At 70.7% G+C, this 16,329-nt stretch carries 17 protein-coding genes; 5 read left to right on the top strand and 12 right to left on the bottom strand.

Annotated elements, in window-relative coordinates; genetic code table 11:
- Window positions 1-229 precede the first annotated feature (229 nt).
- A complete protein-coding gene (locus DCE93_RS13805; protein ID WP_146185011.1) occupies window positions 230-688 on the bottom strand; it encodes a hypothetical protein in 459 nt (152 codons plus the stop codon).
- A 175-nt stretch (window positions 689-863) separates the two neighbouring features.
- On the opposite strand from DCE93_RS13805, the gene DCE93_RS13800 reads away from it, so the two are divergent.
- Complete coding sequence (locus DCE93_RS13800; RefSeq protein WP_108596381.1) at window positions 864-1,913, top strand: zinc-dependent alcohol dehydrogenase family protein; 1,050 nt, start codon at window positions 864-866, stop codon at window positions 1,911-1,913.
- Window positions 1,914-1,976: 63 nt separating this feature from the next.
- Here DCE93_RS13800 and DCE93_RS13795 read toward each other — a convergent pair whose 3' ends face one another.
- From DCE93_RS13795 to DCE93_RS13780, 4 genes are all read right to left on the bottom strand, one after another.
- Window positions 1,977-2,570 carry a nitroreductase family protein gene (locus DCE93_RS13795; RefSeq protein ID WP_108596380.1) on the bottom strand — a complete coding sequence of 198 codons (594 nt, stop codon included), beginning with the start codon at window positions 2,568-2,570 and terminating at the stop codon, window positions 1,977-1,979.
- A 193-nt stretch (window positions 2,571-2,763) separates the two neighbouring features.
- The gene (locus DCE93_RS13790; protein ID WP_108596379.1) at window positions 2,764-3,837 is read right to left on the bottom strand and encodes a threonine aldolase family protein; all 1,074 of its coding nucleotides are present in this window, start codon (window positions 3,835-3,837) and stop codon (window positions 2,764-2,766) included.
- Window positions 3,838-3,983: 146 nt separating this feature from the next.
- On the bottom strand, window positions 3,984-5,117 hold the full coding sequence (locus DCE93_RS13785) for an ABC transporter permease (protein WP_276329505.1): 1,134 nt from the start codon (window positions 5,115-5,117) through the stop codon (window positions 3,984-3,986).
- The gene (locus DCE93_RS13780; RefSeq protein WP_108596378.1) at window positions 5,114-5,998 is read right to left on the bottom strand and encodes an ABC transporter ATP-binding protein; all 885 of its coding nucleotides are present in this window, start codon (window positions 5,996-5,998) and stop codon (window positions 5,114-5,116) included. Before DCE93_RS13780 ends, DCE93_RS13785 begins: the two co-directional genes overlap by 4 nt.
- Before the next feature lie 285 nt (window positions 5,999-6,283).
- Between DCE93_RS13780 and DCE93_RS13775 the strand changes: the two genes are divergently transcribed.
- Window positions 6,284-7,765 carry an MFS transporter gene (locus DCE93_RS13775; protein ID WP_108596810.1) on the top strand — a complete coding sequence of 494 codons (1,482 nt, stop codon included), beginning with the start codon at window positions 6,284-6,286 and terminating at the stop codon, window positions 7,763-7,765.
- A gap of 9 nt (window positions 7,766-7,774) precedes the next feature.
- Here DCE93_RS13775 and DCE93_RS13770 read toward each other — a convergent pair whose 3' ends face one another.
- Window positions 7,775-8,242, bottom strand: a complete 468-nt coding sequence (locus DCE93_RS13770; RefSeq protein WP_108596377.1) for an SRPBCC family protein — start codon at window positions 8,240-8,242, stop codon at window positions 7,775-7,777.
- Window positions 8,235-8,576, bottom strand: a complete 342-nt coding sequence (locus DCE93_RS13765; protein ID WP_108596376.1) for an ArsR/SmtB family transcription factor — start codon at window positions 8,574-8,576, stop codon at window positions 8,235-8,237. The genes DCE93_RS13770 and DCE93_RS13765 overlap by 8 nt, the downstream gene beginning before the upstream one ends.
- A gap of 269 nt (window positions 8,577-8,845) precedes the next feature.
- Between DCE93_RS13765 and panD the strand changes: the two genes are divergently transcribed.
- Window positions 8,846-9,259 carry an aspartate 1-decarboxylase gene (gene panD, locus DCE93_RS13760; RefSeq protein ID WP_108596375.1) on the top strand — a complete coding sequence of 138 codons (414 nt, stop codon included), beginning with the start codon at window positions 8,846-8,848 and terminating at the stop codon, window positions 9,257-9,259.
- 24 nt (window positions 9,260-9,283) lie between these two features.
- On the opposite strand, the gene DCE93_RS14720 is transcribed toward panD, so the two are convergent.
- From DCE93_RS14720 to DCE93_RS13750, 3 genes are all read right to left on the bottom strand, one after another.
- Window positions 9,284-10,045 carry a response regulator gene (locus DCE93_RS14720; RefSeq protein ID WP_205647438.1) on the bottom strand — a complete coding sequence of 254 codons (762 nt, stop codon included), beginning with the start codon at window positions 10,043-10,045 and terminating at the stop codon, window positions 9,284-9,286.
- Entirely contained in the window at window positions 10,042-11,412 is a 1,371-nt protein-coding gene (locus tag DCE93_RS14715) for a sensor histidine kinase (RefSeq protein WP_205647437.1), read from the bottom strand. The genes DCE93_RS14720 and DCE93_RS14715 overlap by 4 nt, the downstream gene beginning before the upstream one ends.
- 118 nt (window positions 11,413-11,530) lie before the next feature.
- Entirely contained in the window at window positions 11,531-11,926 is a 396-nt protein-coding gene (locus DCE93_RS13750) for a phage holin family protein (protein ID WP_108596374.1), read from the bottom strand.
- Between the two features lie 76 nt (window positions 11,927-12,002).
- On the opposite strand from DCE93_RS13750, the gene DCE93_RS13745 reads away from it, so the two are divergent.
- Together DCE93_RS13745 and DCE93_RS13740 are read left to right on the top strand one after the other, a co-directional pair.
- Window positions 12,003-13,328: an MFS transporter gene (locus DCE93_RS13745; protein WP_108596373.1), complete on the top strand. Its 1,326-nt coding sequence runs from the start codon at window positions 12,003-12,005 to the stop codon at window positions 13,326-13,328.
- Between the two features lie 99 nt (window positions 13,329-13,427).
- Window positions 13,428-14,081: a hypothetical protein gene (locus DCE93_RS13740; RefSeq protein ID WP_108596372.1), complete on the top strand. Its 654-nt coding sequence runs from the start codon at window positions 13,428-13,430 to the stop codon at window positions 14,079-14,081.
- Between the two features lie 63 nt (window positions 14,082-14,144).
- On the opposite strand, the gene DCE93_RS13735 is transcribed toward DCE93_RS13740, so the two are convergent.
- Both DCE93_RS13735 and DCE93_RS13730 read right to left on the bottom strand, forming a co-directional pair.
- Window positions 14,145-14,816: an SDR family NAD(P)-dependent oxidoreductase gene (locus tag DCE93_RS13735; RefSeq protein WP_108596371.1), complete on the bottom strand. Its 672-nt coding sequence runs from the start codon at window positions 14,814-14,816 to the stop codon at window positions 14,145-14,147.
- Window positions 14,809-16,263: a DUF6421 family protein gene (locus tag DCE93_RS13730; protein WP_108596370.1), complete on the bottom strand. Its 1,455-nt coding sequence runs from the start codon at window positions 16,261-16,263 to the stop codon at window positions 14,809-14,811. The genes DCE93_RS13735 and DCE93_RS13730 overlap by 8 nt, the downstream gene beginning before the upstream one ends.
- Window positions 16,264-16,329 lie beyond the last annotated feature (66 nt).

Raw genomic sequence — 16,329 nt, 5'->3', positions numbered from 1 at the left:
TCGCGCTCGCCGTTGCATCCGATGACGCGGCGGCACCCGTCATCCGATCGTCACGACCGGTGCTGCGCAGCGTGCGACTCGCGCTCGCACCCCGTTCATGCCGGATGCCGCTCCGCGTGCGCCGAGGCACCGGAGCCGCCGCACACTTGGGGGGCTTGCCCGTGCCGGTGCGTCGACGCGAGCCTACGACCTCGTCGCCGACGGTGTCAGGTATGGAGCCGCGCGCCGTTCACGCCTGCGGAGTCGTCGCCCAGCGCTCGAGCTGACCGTGCAGGGCGGCGTGCGCCACGGCAGCGGCGATGAACCGGGCGCGCAGGCGGCGAACGGCGGGGCGTTCCTCCACCGCGGCCTGCGCCGCCTCGAGGCGACGCCGGGTGGGTCCCACGCGTGCGCCGAGGCGACGGAGGGCGACGGATGCCCTCGCGACGGTCGCCGCAGCCGCGAGGTCGGCGGGCACCACGAGAGCGCCGTGCTCGACGGTCTCGAGGATGCCCCACGTCTCCATGCCGTCGACCTCGAACGCCGCGGCAGACCTCACGGTCAGCTCGCGGAGGAAGGCGTCATTGCGTTCACCCTGCCCGACGACGCCGATCGGACGGCGAAGCCGGAGGTACGCAGACAGCGCACGACGCTGGGATGGCTCGAGCGTCTCCGGGTCGTACCACCCCAGCCCGTGGTCAGCGGCCACGGTCGACGCGGGGGCAGGGCCTGCGCGTCGCTCGTGAGCGAACATGGGAGGAGCAAGGCATGCGGGGGGACATCCATCCACTGAAACACAATCGTCCCGTCTGCCGGAAGTCGCCTCGGCGTGTTGGGCCGGATTCTGAACAAACGGCGCTCCATCCGCGCCGTAGGCTCGAGACATGCTCGCCACAGTCATCCATGCCGCCCGCGACATCCGTGTCGAAACCGTGCCAGATCCCGTGCTCTCGACCGGCGGCGACGCCATCGTGAAGGTCGTCGCGGCGTGCGTCTGCGGCTCCGACCTGTGGCCGTATCGCGGCATCACGCCCACTCGCGAGCCGCATCGCATCGGGCACGAGTTCGTCGGCGTGGTCGAGGCTGTGGGGCCGGATGTCGCGGCGGTCGCCGTCGGCGACTTCGTGATCGCGCCCTTCTACGTGTGCGACAACACCTGCGTCAACTGCCGCAACGGTGTCTCGACCTCGTGCCTGAACGGCGGATGGTGGGGCTCCGACGATCGCCGCGGCGCTTTCGCCGACGCGGGCCAGGGCGAGCGTGTGCGCGTGCCGCTCGCCGACGGCACGCTCGTCGTCGTGCCCGGGCCGGTCGCCGACGCCGAGGTGTCGGGTCTGCTGACGCTGTCCGACGTCATGGGCACGGGCCATCACGCGGCGGTCTCGGCCGGCGTCTCCGCCGGTGACTCGGTGGCCGTCGTCGGTGACGGCGCCGTGGGCCTCTGCGCCATCATCGCGGCGAAGCGGCTCGGTGCCACGACGATCATCGCGATGTCGCGGCATCCCGAGCGCCAGGAGCTGGCACGCCAGTTCGGCGCGACGCACGTCGTCGCCGAGCGCGGCCCCGAGGGCGTGGCCCGCGTGCAGGAGCTCACCGGCGGCATCGGCGCCGACCGCGTGCTCGAGTGCGTCGGCACGAAGGAGTCGATGGACCAGGCGATCCGTTCGACCCGCCCCGGCGGCATGGTCGGCTACGTCGGCGTGCCGAACGGCGGACCCGAGCTGCCGGTGCGACCGCTCTTCGACCGCAACGTCGGCGTGAACGGCGGCGTCGCCCCGGTGCGCGGCTACATCGAGGAGCTGCTGCCCGACGTGCGCTCCGGCGCGATCGAGCCGGGGCTCGTGTTCGACCTCGAGCTGCCGCTCGCCGACGCGGCCGAAGCCTACGCGGCGATGGACGAGCGGCGCGCGATCAAGGTCATGCTGCGCCCCTGACGCGGCGCGCTGCGAGCGCGCTACGACGGCGCGCTCGGCGTGACGGCGCGCACGGGCCCGGCGCTACTCGCCGACGAGCACGAGCTCCGAGAGGGGCTTGCGCAGGCGCGGCGCGCTCTCGCGCTCGCGGAGCGCCTCGGGCAGGGCGTCGACATCGCCGAGCACGCCGATCGCGGTGATCGAGACGACCTCGAGTCCGTCGGCGAGCCCGAACGCGGCGCGGATCGTCTCGGCTTCGAAGCCGCCCATCTGGTGGGTGTGCAGGCCCTCGTGCTGGGCCTGCACCGAGAGGTGCGCGACCGCCTGGCCGAGGTCGTAGCGGGCCCACGGGCGGGCGTTGCCCTCGGCGTCGACCGTCTCGGCGATGTTCACGATGAGCACGGCGGCCGAGTCGGCCCACGCCTGGTTGAACCCGAGCATGGCGCCGTGCACCTCGGCGAATGCCTCGGTGCCGCGGCGGGCGACGATGAAGCGCCACGGCTGCACGTTGTTCGCCGACGGCGCCCACCGGGCCGCCTCGAGGATCGTGCGGATGACCTCGGGCTCGATCACGGCGGTCGGGTCGTACGCGCGAGGGCTGAAGCGCTCGACCAGCGGCGTGATGAGCGGCGCGTCGGTCTGCGCGCGTCGGGAGGCGATGTCGGTGATGAGGGTCATGCGTGTGCGCCTTTCAGCGAGGGGAACGGATGCCGGGGCATCGTCGACCCATCGGATGCAACGCGCCGCGGCATCCGCTATTCCATGCTCATGCATGTTCCCGGCGACCGTGCCGGTTCGGGACCACTCGTTTCGCACGGGACCGAGGATCTCGTGGGTCCGATGCGACACGAGTGGTCCCGACGCGCGGACGCTACCGCCGGGTCAGCTCTTCGCGGATGCCCGCGACGAACGCGTCGATATCGGCCTCGCTCGTGTCGTACGAGCACATCCAGCGCACCTCGCCGCGCGCGGCATCCAGGTCGTAGAAGCGGAACCGCTCGCGCAGCCGATCGGCCACCCCCGGGGGCAGCGTCGCGAAGACGCCGTTCGACTCGGTCTGCTGCGTGAAGCCGAGGCCCGGCAGTTCGCCGGCCGTGACGCCGGCGTCGAGCGCGTCGCGAAGACGCCGGGCCATGTCGTTCGCATGCCGCGCATTCTCGAGCCACAGCTCGCCCTCGTAGAGCGCGATGAGCTGCGCCGAGATGAAGCGCATCTTCGACGCGAGCTGCATGTTGAGCTTGCGCAGGTAAGTCAGGCCCTCGGATGCCTCGGTGTTCAGCACCACGATCGCCTCGGCGCCGAGCGCGCCGTTCTTCGTGCCGCCGACGCTCACGACGTCGACCCCGGCATCGCGGGTGAACGCCTTCAGCGGAAGGTCGAGGGATGCCGCGGCGTTGGCGAGCCGGGCGCCGTCCATGTGCAGCTTCATGCCGCGCGCGTGCACGTGGTCGGCGATCTCGCGCACCTCGGCGGCCGTGTAGGCCGTGCCGAGTTCGGTGATCTGCGTGATCGACACGACGAGCGGCTGGGCGCGGTGCTCGTCGCCCCAGCCCCACGCCTCGCGGTCGATGAGCTCGGGCGTGAGCTTGCCGTGGGGCGCCGGCACGGTGAGCAGCTTCATGCCGCCGACCCGCTCGGGGGCGCCGCCCTCGTCGGAGTTGATGTGGGCGGTCGACGCGCAGATGACCGCACCCCAGCGGGGCAGCATCGACTGCAGGCCCATGACGTTCGCACCGGTGCCGTTGAAGACCGGGAACACCTCGATGCCCTCGCCGAAGTGCCGCGCGAACACCTGCTGCAGCCGCTCGGTGTAGACGTCTTGGCCGTAGGCGCCCTGATGTCCGTCGTTGGCCGCGGCGATCGCCGCGAGCACCTCGGGGTGCACGCCCGAGTAGTTGTCGGATGCGAAGCCGCGAATGGAGGTGTCGTGGAGCTGTTCGGTCACCGAACCATCCTCTCACCCTGGTCGACGCCACTCGTGTTCGCTCGCGACCGCCCGCCGTCGCCGAGAGTGCAGTCGGTGCCGGAACCAGAGTCGGAATCCGGCGACGACTGCACCCTCGAAGCGGCCCGCGCGAACCGCGCGGGACGTCAGCCGCGCAACGCCTCGGCGAACGGCACCCGGGCGCCGGTCTTCAGCAGCGAGTTGCGGTACATGCGCTCGCCGATCGCGACCGCGAGTGCCGCCGTCGCGAGCAGGATCGCGAGCGAGACGAACGGCTCCCACCATTCGGCGGTGCCGAGGAACACCCGCATCGGCATGCCGACGGGCGCCGAGAACGGCACGTAGCTCATGATCGTGAGCACGAGCGGGTTGTCGTTGAAGAAGATCACGAGGAAGTACGGGATCATCACGAGCATCGTCACGGGCGTCGTGACGGAGCCGATGTCTTCAGCGCGCGACACGAGCGCGGCCGTCGCGGCGAAGAGGGCGGCGAGCATCACGAAGCCGATCGCGAAGAACACCACGAACCAGATGACCGAGGTGCCGAGCCCGCCGAGCAGCACCCGTTGGCCGGTCAGCATGAGCCCCAGGATCGCGAGCACCGCGATCGCGAGGATCTGCCCGAACGCGAGCACGCTGTTGCCGATCACCTTGCCCGTGAGCAGGGCGCGGGCCGAGACCGTCGAGAGCAGGATCTCGACCACGCGGGTCTGCTTCTCCTCGACGACCGACTGGGCGATCGTCGACCCGAAGGTGATCGCCGACATGAAGAACACGATGCCGAACCCGAACGCGACGAAGTAGGCGAGCATCGGGTCGACGGCCGCCGGGTCGAGCAGCTCGACCGTGGGGTTCACCGACAGCGCAGAGACGACCGAGTTCGGCGTCGAGTCGAGGCCGTACACGACGACACCGAGCGGTTCGGATGCCGCGGGGGCCACGATCGCCTCGACGTCGCCGTCGCGCAGCATCTGCTCGGCCTCGCCCTGGTCGGCCGCCGCAACCGCCTCGAGTGCGGCGTTGCCCGCGACGACGTCGGTCGCGCCGGCGACCACGGCGACCTTCGGCAGGTCGGATTGCGAACTGAAGACACTGCCGAGCACGACCGAGGCGAGCACCGCGAGCATGAGCACGCCGGTCGAGATGAGGAAGGCCTTGCTGCGCAACCGCATCGAGATCTCGCGACCGGCGATGAGGGTGACGCTGTCGATGAACGTCGGCGTCCGGCGCTCGCCGTCGGCCGCCGGGGTGGTGCGCGATGCGCTGGTGTCGAGACTCACAGCACGACCTCCTTGAAGATCTGGGCGAGCGTCGTGTGCTCGCGGGTGAAGCTGACGACGCCGCCGCGGGCGACGGCCTCGGCGAGCGCGGCCTGCCGCGCGGCATCCGACTCGGCCTCGAAGACCGCCCATCCGCCGTCGAAGTCGGCGACCCGGATGCCCGGCTGCTGTCGCAGCCAGCCGAGATCGCCCGAGGTGAGCAGTTCCCACCGCTCGGAGCCGTGCCGGGTGCGCAGGGCGTCGCCGCTGCCGGCGGCGGCGATGCGCCCGCCCGCGATGATGACGAGGTCGTCGCAGAGCCGCTCGACGATGTCGAGCTGGTGGGAGGAGAAGAGCACGGGGGCTCCGGATGCCGCGACATCGGCGAGCACCGACTGCACCGTCTCGACGGCCATCGGGTCGAGGCCCGAGAAGGGCTCGTCGAGCACGAGCACCTCGGGGCGGTGCACGAGCGCCGCGGCGATCTGCGCGCGCTGCTGGTTGCCGAGCGAGAGCGACTCGATGGTGTCGTTCGTGCGCTCGCCGAGGCCGAGGCGCTCGAGCAGCTCGAGGGCGTTGCGGTGGGCGGCGGCGGCGCTCCAGCCGTGCAGGCGTGCGAGGTACACGGTCTGCTCGAGCACCCGCATCTTCGGGTAGAGCCCGCGCTCCTCCGGCATGTAGCCGAAGCGGCGCCGGTCGGCGTCGGTGAGCGTCGCGCCGCCGAGCGTCACGGTGCCGCCGTCGGAGGCGAGCACGCCGAGGATGATCCGCATCGTGGTGGTCTTGCCGGCGCCGTTGCCGCCGACGAAGCCGGTGAGCCGGCCGTCGCCGACGGTGAAGCTCACATGATCGAGGGCGAGGCGCTCGCCGTAGCGCTTGGTGACGTCGTGGAGTTCGAGCATGCCCCCAAGCTACGGATGCCGCGTGGCCGGGGGCATCCGCCGGGCGACGGGTCTTCGAGGGCCGTCGTGACCGACGTCTCCGCCGTGCGGGGGAGGCCCGGAGCCGTGCGGGCGAGGCCCGACCCGCGCGGGGGTTCCGGATGCCGCGCAGGGGTTCCGGATGCCGCGGTCGCTGGGTATCCTCGCAGGGTGACCGAGCGGATCGACGGATCCGGGAGCGGCGAGGGGCCGACGACCTCGCTGCCCACCGACTCGCGCGCGCGGATCGAGCCGCCGCCGGGCGGCATGCGCACCTTCGTGCAGGTGCTCGCGAACACGATGATCGCGAACATCACGACGAGCTTCCTCTGGTTCGCGCTCACCTTCTGGGTGTACCTCGAGACGCGGTCGGTGCTGGCGACGGGAATCATCGGCGGCGCCTACATGCTGCTCATCGCCGTCTTCTCGATCTTCTTCGGCACGATCGTCGACCGGCACCGCAAGCACCGGGTCATGGTGCTCTCGAGCGTGATCACGCTCGTCTCCTTCGGCGTGGCCGGCCTGCTCTACCTGACGCAGCCCGAGTCCGCGCTTCTCGATCTCGGCGGCCCGTGGTTCTGGCTGTTCTCGGGCATCATCCTCTTCGGCTCGGTCGTCGAGAACATGCGCAACATCGCGCTGTCGACGACGGTGACCCTGCTCGTGCCCGAAGAGCGGCACGCCAACGCCAACGGCCTGGTCGGCACGGTGCAGGGGCTGGCGTTCATCGTCACGAGCGTCTTCAGCGGATTGGCCATCGGAATGGCCGGCATGGGCTGGACCCTCGCCATCGCGATCGCGGCGACGCTCGTGGCACTCGTGCACCTGTTCTTCGTGCGCATCCCCGAGGAGCAACCGGTCGTCGACGGCGACCACGCCCCGGCGATCGACCTGCGCGGCAGCATCGCGGCGATCCGGGCCGCGCCCGGCCTGTTCGCGTTGATCCTCTTCTCGACGTTCAACAACCTCATCGGGGGCGTCTATATGGCGCTCATGGATCCCTACGGGCTCACCCTCTTCCCGGTCGAGGGGTGGGGCATCATGTTCGGCGTCGCCTCGACCGGGTTCATCGTCGGCGGGCTCGCCATCGCGAAGTGGGGTCTCGGCCGCAACCCGATCCGCACGATGCTGCTCGTCGTGATCGGCATGGGGCTGCTCGGTGCGCTCTTCACGATCCGGGAGTGGTGGGTTCTCTACGGCCTCGGCATCTGGGGCTACATGACCCTCATCCCCGCGGTGGAGGCCGCGGAGCAGACCGTCATCCAGAAGGTCGTGCCGTTCCGGCGTCAGGGCCGCGTGTTCGGCTTCGCGCAGGCGTTCGAGGCTGCGGCCGCGCCGATCACCGCGTTTCTCATCGCGCCGATCGCCGAGTTCTGGATCATCCCCTACATGGAGTCGGAGGGCGGCCAGGCGACCTGGACGTGGCTGCTCGGCGAGGGGGATGCCAGGGGCATCGCGCTCGTCTTCCTGTTCAGCGGGCTCGCGATGGTCGCGCTCGGCGTGTTGGCCTTCAGCACGCGTTCGTATCGGACGCTCTCGGCGGAATACCAGGGCGAAGCGCCTTCGGACGACGATGGGGAGGCTGGTTCGGACGCCCACGTCGACTCGACGACTGTCGACTCCACGACCGTCGACTCGACGATTGTCGACTCGGCGATTGTCGACTCCACGATTGTCGACTCGGCGATTGTCGACTCCACGACCGTCGACTCGACGAGCGCCGACGAGGCGCCCGCCGAGCGGCGGTGAGCGCGTTCGTCACGCGCCGTCGGCGCTCGCGAGACGCTCGTCGAGCACGTCGAACGCACTCGCCCAGCCGTCGTAGACGTTGTCGTCGCCCGGTGCTCCGGCGATGCCGACGAGGTGGAACGTCATCTCGGTGCGCTCGCCCAGGGCGGCGAGGGTGACGGTGATGAGCGGTGCGAGGTCGTCGTCGTCATCAGGATTGCCCCACGTGAAGACGAGCCGCTCGGGCTCGACGACCTCGCGGTACACGCCCGCGGTCGGGTACTCCGATCCGTCGGGTGCGATCATCGTGTAGCGGTAGCGCCCGCCGGGGCGCACGTCGAGCTCGACGCTCTCGCGCGGTGTCACGACGCCGGCCGGGTGCCACCATGCGGCGGCCTCGCCGGGGTCGGTCCAGGCGCGCCAGATGACATCGCGGGGTGCGTCGAAGATGCGGGTGATGGTGAACTGCTTCGTTGCAGAAGCGGTCTGCTCAGGCATCCGTCTGTCCTTTCAGTTCGCGAAGTCGCTCGTCGAGCAGATCGAAGCGCTCGTTCCACTCGCCGCGATGGCGCTCGACCCAGGCGGATGCCTCGTCGAGCGGTTCGGTGCGGAGGGTGCAGGTGCGCCACTGGGCCGTCGCGGTGCGTTCGATGAGTCCGGCTCGCTCGAGCACCTTGAGGTGCTGCGAGACGGCGGGCCGGCTCATCGCGAAGGGCTCGGCCAGTTCGCCGACGGTCGTCGGCCCGTTGCGGAGTCGCGACAGGATCTCGCGCCGCGTCGGATCGGCGAGCGCCTGGAACACGAGGCTGAGCTCGTCGGGCCCGTTCTGCATGTAAGCAACTCCTTAATTAATGATGTGCTTACGTTATGCCTCCGATTGCGTCGCGTCAAGAGGGAGACGCCGCAACAACCGAGGTGCGCAACCTGCGGACCGCATCCTGGTGCCCGACTGGGGCTGGCCTGTTCCGGCGAACTGCAGGGGATTCTGCGGTACGAGCCCGAATGCAGGGTCATGGGCGCGATTCCCCTGCATCCGCCTCGCGCCGGCTGCCCGGTCGGCCGGTGCGGCAGCCGACGGCGTGACCGACGTAGGCTGGACGCGTGTTGCGCACCATGCTGAAGTCGAAGATCCACCGTGCCACGGTCACCCACGCCGACCTGCACTACGTGGGGTCCGTCACGGTCGACCGCGACCTCATGGAAGCTGCCGACCTGCTGCCCGGCGAGCAGGTCTCCATCGTCGACGTGACGAACGGCGCCCGCCTCGAGACCTACGTGATCGAGGGCGAGCGCGGCTCGGGCGTGCTCGGCATCAACGGCGCGGCCGCCCACCTCATGCACGAGGGAGACCTCGTCATCGTCATCTCCTACGCGCAGATGGATGACGCGGCCGCCCGCGTCTTCCAGCCGCACATCGTGCACGTCGACGCGGCGAACTCCATCGTCTCGCTCGGCCACGACGCTGCCGAACCCGGCGCCACCGGCGCGCTGCGCTCACCGCAGTCGGTCGCCTAGACCCTCGCGCTGCCGCCCCGAAGGTCAGCGCCGCGGCCGCACGACCCCGTGCTCGTAGGCGTAGACGACTGCGTGCACGCGATCGCGCAGGCCGAGCTTCATGAGCACCTTCGACACGTGCGTCTTCACGGTCGCTTCGCCGACCCAGAGCCGCTCGGCGATCGCGGCGTTGGAGATGCCGGCCGCGAGGTGCTCGAGCACCTCGCGCTCGCGCTCGGTGAGGGTGTCGAGTGCGGCGGGGCGCGGGTGCTCGACACCGGGCTCGGCCGGGGCCCGGCCGACGGCACTCGGCCGCATCGGTGGTATCGGCGCTGTTGGCGCCGGCGGCACCACCGGACCCGGCGGCTCCGTCGACGGGTTTCGCCTCGCGACCGCCTCGATCACGCGCCGGGTGACATCGGGCGACAACAGCGCATCACCCCGCGCGACCACCTGCACGGCATCGATCAGCTGCTCGGGGCTCGAGTTCTTCAGCAGGAATCCGCTCGCGCCCGCCTCGAGCGCGGCGAAGAGGTAGTCCTCGCGGTTGAACGTCGTGAGCACGAGCACGGCGGCAGCGGATGCCTCGTCGGCCGTGATGCGCCGGGTGGCCTCGAGTCCGTCCATGCCCGGCATCTGCACGTCCATGCAGACGACGTCGGGTGCGAGCGCGGCGACCGCGGCCACGGCCTCCTCGCCGTTCGCGGCCTCGCCCACGACCTCGATGCCGTCCTCCGAGTCGAGGATCGTGCGGAACCCGCCGCGCACGAGGCTCTGATCGTCGACGACGAGCACGCGGATGCTCACGCCGGCACCTCCTCGACCCGGCGCAGCGGGAACTGCGCGCGCACGAGGTATCCGCCGCGGGCCCGGGGGCCGAGCTCGAGGCGGCCGCCGGCCGCGGCGACCCGCTCCTGCATGCCCAATTGGCCGAGGCCGCGGCCCCCGGCATCCATCGCCGAATCGGCCTGCGCGTGTCGCACCACGCCCGTGTTCGTCACCTCGACCTCGACCGACTCGTCGGCCCAGCGCACCCGCACTTCGGCCGTCGCGGCCGCGCCGGCGTGCTTGCGCACGTTCGTCAGGGCCTCTTGCACGATGCGGTAGGCGCTGAGGTCGACGACCGCCGAGACCCGAACCGCCTCGCCCACGACCGCGAGCGTGGTCGGCAGGCCGTTCGCGGCGCACTCGGCCACGAGTTCGTCGATGCGCTCGATGCCGCGGGTCGAGGTGCTCGTCGTCGCGGCCTCGACGTCGCTGCCGCCGGGCAGGCCGAGTGCGTCGTCGAGCAGAGTGGATGCCGCGGTGTCGGAGTCGCCTCGAAGGGTGCCGAGCAACCCGTGCAGCTCGTCGACGGCGTCGCGGGCGCTCGCCTCGATCGACGAGAGGGCGGTCGCTGCGGCGTCGGGGTCCTTCGCGAGCACCCGCCGGGCGGCACCGGCCTGCACGCCGATCACCGAGACGTGGTGGGCGACGACGTCGTGCAGTTCGCGCGCGATGCGCAGCCGCTCGATGGCGACGGCCTGCGCCCGCGTGCGCTCGCGCTCGGAGGCGAGCTCGGCGGTGCGCTGTTCGAGTTCGGCCCGCGACCTCGCCGAGCGGTAGGCATTGTCGCCGAAGTACCATGCGCCGCCGAAGTAGAGCAGGTTCGTCAGCACGTTGATGAGCCCGTAGGCGAGATACGGCGAGAGCACGCCCTCGCGCGAGAAGTCGGGCAGGTGGTCTTGCACGGCCGAGAAGTAGATGAGCCCCCAGAACAGCCACGCGAACATGGCGACCACGATGATCCCTCGCACGATCGTCGCCCAGCGCCGGCTGCGCCCCCACGCCCCCACCGAGTAGATGGCGACGAACAGGCAGATGTTGCTGAAGAGCGCTTCGCCGACCTCGGCGACGGCGCCGACGACGAAGACGACAGAGGCCACGAGCGCCACGAGCTCGGGCCACCGCCGCCGCGCCGCGAGCGGCAGCGTCATCGCCACGACCCAGATCACCGATGCCCACCAGGGCGCGCCCTCGCCCCAGCCGGTGATGCGGTACAGCAGCACGCTGGCGGTGGTGCCGGCGGCGAGCACGAGGGCGAGGATCAGGTCGTTGCGGAGGGCGCGGGGCCCCGGCCGGGGGCGGACCCACTCGACGCCGTCGACGACGGGCGGAGTCGCGGTGGTGGTCATGCCTCAACGCTAGCGAGTGGCCCCGCGCGCCGGATCCGCCGCCCGACGGAGATGCCGCCGCCCCGCTGCATCCACGCCCGCACCGTTCACCCGGCGGGGCTGAGCGGGCCCGCTCGGTTCAGCGGCGCGCTTCGCGCCGCTCGCCGGCTCGACGCTTCAGGAAGATGAGCGGGAGCAGCCAGGTGCCGAGGGCCGTGACGAGCCAGACGATGAGGGTCGCGAGCACCCAGGTGAGCAGGCCGTCGATCTGCAGGCCGTTGCCGATCCAGTGCGCGAGCAGCAGGGCGATGAACGTCGACACGAGTCCGACGCCGCCGAGGATCGCCGGCGCGTGACGCTGCGCGAGCTTCGAGATCAGCGGACTCAGCAGCGATTGCGCGATCGCGAAGATCAGCATCGCGACGAGGAAGCCCGTCCAGTCGATGTCGAAGCCCGGGAGCACGAGCCAGGCGATGAGGAGTCCGAGGGCGGCGGTGCCGAGGAAGATCGCCGCGCGGATCAGGAAGCGCACCATGCCGTGAGCGTAGCGGCTCGCGAGGCATCCGGTACTGCGGCTTGGCGGCGGGCGATCGAGCGAGCAAGATGTGCTCATGGCCGAACGCGCGGCGCGCGGTGGGAATCGGACGGTAGCGAACCCGACGGCACGACGGGTGCAGTCGGTGTACTTCACGCTGCTCATCGGCAACACCCTCGCGGCGTCGTTCATCTGGGGCGTCAACACCCTGTTCCTGCTCGATGCCGGGCTGACGAACTTCGAGGCGTTCGCCGCGAACGCCTTCTTCTCGGTGGGCATGGTGATCTTCGAGGTGCCGACCGGCGTCGTCGCCGACACGCTGGGCCGCCGCGTCTCGTACCTGCTCGGCACCGTCACGCTCGCCGCGACGACGGTGCTGTACTACCTGCTGTGGGTCGCCCACTCGCCGTTCTGGATGTGGGCGATCGTCTCCGTGCTGCTGGGGCTCGGGTTCACGTTCTTCTCCGGCGCCGTCGAGGCCTGGCTCGTCGATGCGCTGACGGCGACGGGGTACACGGGCCAGCTCGAGCGCGTCTTCGGGCGAGGGCTGGCCCTCTCGGGCGCGGCGATGTTCATCGGCTCGATCGCCGGCGGCGTGGTCGCCCAGGCGACGAATCTCGGTGTGCCGTTCCTGATCCGCGCCGGCATCCTCGTCGTCATGTTCGTCGTCGCCGCGCTCGTGATGCACGACCTCGGCTTCACGCCGGAAGACCGCGCGCATCCGCTCCGCGCCACGAAGGAGGTGTTCAGCGCCTCGGTGAAATACGGCCTCGGGCGGCGACCGGTGCGGTACGTCATGTTCGCGTCGTTCTTCACGACGGGCGTCGGCTTCTACGTCTTCTACGCGTTGCAGCCCTACCTGGTCGAGCTCTGGGGCGACACGGGCGCCTACTCGATCGCCGGTCTCGCCGCGGCGATCCTCTCGGGGGCGCAGGTGATCGGCGGCCTGCTCGCGCCGTGGGTGCGCCGATTGTTCCACAAGCGCACCACGACCATCATCGCGAGCCTCGTCGTCTCGAGTCTCGTGCTCGTCGCGCTCGGGGTGAACCAGAACTTCTGGCTCGCGCTCGTGCTGCTCACCGTGTGGGGACTCGTCGATGCGGCGGCCGGACCGGTGCAGCAGGCGTACCTCAACGACATGATCCCGTCGCAGCAGCGCGCGACCGTGCTCTCGTTCGACTCGCTGCTCGGCAGCACGGGCGGGGCCGTCATCCAGCCGGTGCTCGGTCGTTCCGCCGATGTCCTGGGCTATCCGGGGTCGCTGCTCGTCAGCGGCGGCATCCAGGCGCTCGCCGTGCCGTTCCTGTGGCTGAGTCGCAAGCAGGGCTCGCCGGCGGACGTCGCGACCGGCGTGTCGCCCGAGACGCCCGACGACGTGACGGAATCCGGGTCGCCGGTCTGAGCCGTCGAGCAGGACCCCTTTTCGGGGGGTGTGTAGCATGGGGCGGACACGTCTGAACGGCCGAGGGGTCGTTCCCGAATCGCGGCGGGGAGGTGCCCGATGCGGAAGACCATCCTGCTCAGTGGAGCCGTCGCGGTGCTCTTCATCGGTTCGATCTTCGTGGGCATCGCCGCTGCCACGACGGGCGCGCCGGTGCTCTACGACGCCCGCTCGCCGCAACCCGTCGCGAAGTCGTCAGGCGAGTTCGGCGTCGAGGCCGGGCCGGCCACGGGGAGGGACTCGCACGTTCCCGCCGACGGCGCCGACTCGAACGACGATGCGCCGTTGCCGGCGTCGCCCACGCCGCCGTCGACCGCTCCCGCCCCGACTCCGGCACCGACCCCGTCGCCCGCGACCCCTCCCGCCGACCCCGTCCCCACCGCCGAAGAGCAGCAGGCCTGGCTCGGCTTCCAACAGCTCGTGCGCGAGTGCATGACGGGCGCGGGCCACGAGTACCGCTACTGGGAGTGGTGGAACACCGAACCGCGCGACCCGACCTCAACGGACCCGGCGATGCCCGATGGGTTCACCCCCGAGGGGGAGGCCGCGTGGCGGCTCGCGCTCGAGGGCACCGGCGGCGATGACGACGGATGCCTCGGCGAGGCGGTGCGCGCAGACCAGCAACGGCCGGCCGAGCCGCCGGCATCGGCGACGCCGGCCCCCGGCGCTCCCGACTCCGAGGGCGTCGCACCCGACGAGTCGCCGGAGGGCTGACCGCCGCGACCGGGGCGACCGCCGACGCGACCGTGGCGACCGCCGCGACCGACGGCCGGTTCGTCAGGGAGCGAGCTCCATCACGCGACCGTTCAGCTCCGCGGCATCCTCGCCCCAGAGCCCGACGACGGAATCGGCCAACCGGTCTTCGAGGCCCGCGAGCGACTGCACGCGGAACGTGACCGCTGCGGCGGTGTCGCCCGCCGTGCTGAAGCCCTGCGCGAGCGAGCGCATCCACGACTCGCTCGCGGCCTTGACCGCGGTGTAGTTGGCGCCGCCGGCGGTGGGCCGTTCGACGCTCGTCGACGAGACGATCGCGATGCGCCCGGCCGGTGCGCCGACGAGGTCGTTCCAGAACGCCCGGCTGACGTACCGCAGTGCGGTGAACGACCGCTCGAGCACGCGGTAGTCCTCTTCGGTCTGGCCCGGGATGCCGCCGCCGCCCCGCCAGCCGCCGACGAGGTGCACGACCCCGTCGACCCCGCCGACCTGTGCGTGCACGCGCATCGCGAGTTCGAGCACGTCGTCGCCGTCGGTGAGGTCGGCGCGTTCGCCGACGACTCCGGGCAGCTCGGCCTCGAGGGCCTCGATGCGGCCCTGGTCGCTGCCGACGACGATCACGCGGGCTCCCGCGTCGAGCAGGGCACGCGCGACCGCACGGCCGGAGGTGCTCGTCGCTCCCGCGATGAGCACCGTCCGGCCGGCGAGGTCGCCCGCTGCGGCGAGGTCAGGCATTCGCAGCCGTGATGCCGACCGTCGACTCGATGACGGGCTTCATCTTCTTGTCGAGGGCCTCGTAGAACATCGACAGCGGGAACTCGTCGTCCATCACGAGGTCGGTGTAGCCCTTGGGCGGGCCGGCGAGCACCTCGCGCGGCAGGCCCTCGGCCCACTCCGACGCCGGGTTGGGGGTGAGCACCCCGCGCACGAGTTCGTACGCGGCGAGCCAGTGCGATGTCTTCGGCCGGTCGATCGACTTCCAGTAGAGCTCGTCGATCAGGTCGCCGAGTTCGACGACCGCGTCGGGAACGGCCTCCCAGTCGAAGCTCAGCGAGACGTCCGTCCACTCGAGCACGTGCTTCTGGTGCAGCCACGCGAACAGCAGCTGGCCGCCGAGCCCGTCGTAGTTGCGCACCCTCGAGCCCGTGATCGCGAAGCGGAAGATGCGGTCGAAGATCACCGCGTACTGCACGAGCTTGCCGTGCTCGAGCAGCTGCTGCTCGACGTCGGTGAGCACCTCGCCTGCATCCGACCGCGCACGCAGGCCGCGCTCGATCTTGACCGACTCGCGGAATGCCGTGAGGTCGCACCGCAGCTCTTCGAGCGAGTAGAGGAAGAACGGCATGCGCTGCTTGATCATGAACGGGTCGAACGGCAGGTCGCCGCGCATGTGCGTGCGGTCGTGGATGATGTCCCACATCACGAAGGTGCGCTCGGCGAGCTCCTGGTCGTCGAGCAGCGCTGCCGCGTCTGCCGGCAGCTCGAGCTTCGTGATCTCGGATGCCGCGCGCACCACCCTGCGGTAGCGCGCCGCTTCGCGATCCTGGAAGATCGCGCCCCACGTGAAGGTCGGGATCTCTCGCATCGCGACCGTCTCGGGGAAGAGCACGGCGGAGTTCGTGTCGTAACCGGGCGTGAAGTCGACGAGACGCAGGCTCACGAAGAGCTTGTTGCCGTAGTCGCCGGCCTCGAGCGCCGCGATGAACTCGGGCCAGATCGTCTCGACCACGAGGGCCTCGACGTGCCGATCGCTCGAGCCGTTCTGCGTGGTCATCGGGAAGACCACGAGATGACGGATGCCGTCGATGCGGTGCCGCTGCGGCTGGAACTCGACGAGCGAGTCGAGGAAGTCGGGCACGCCGAAACCCTCGGCCTGCCAGCGGCGGAAATCCATGACGGATGCCGCGAGGTACTCGGCCTCGTGCGGGAACCGCGGCGCGAGCGCCTCGATCGACTCGACGATCGCATCGACGAGGCCGGACGCCTCGCCCTTCGCGTGCTCGTCGGGCACCGAACCGTCTTTCACCTGCAGTGCCTGCAGCGCGGTCGCCGACTCCTTGAGGCGGAGCCACGCGGCATCCGTCTCGACGCCCTCGGCGAGCGCGAGGTGCGCGGCGCTGACCGAGTCTTCGAGAACCTCGGGTTCGCCGATGATGGCGTCGATCGTGATGTTGCTCGACATGTGAACCTCCGTTCCTCGATGAGGGGCTTGCGCAAGCCGCGCGTGGTCGTGCGGCGCGAATCGCCG

This window comes from Agromyces badenianii (assembly GCF_003070885.1).
Taxonomy (GTDB): Bacteria; Actinomycetota; Actinomycetes; order Actinomycetales; family Microbacteriaceae; genus Agromyces; species Agromyces badenianii.
Note: the sequence above shows the minus strand (reverse complement) of the source record. Positions and strands in the feature narration are given on the sequence as shown.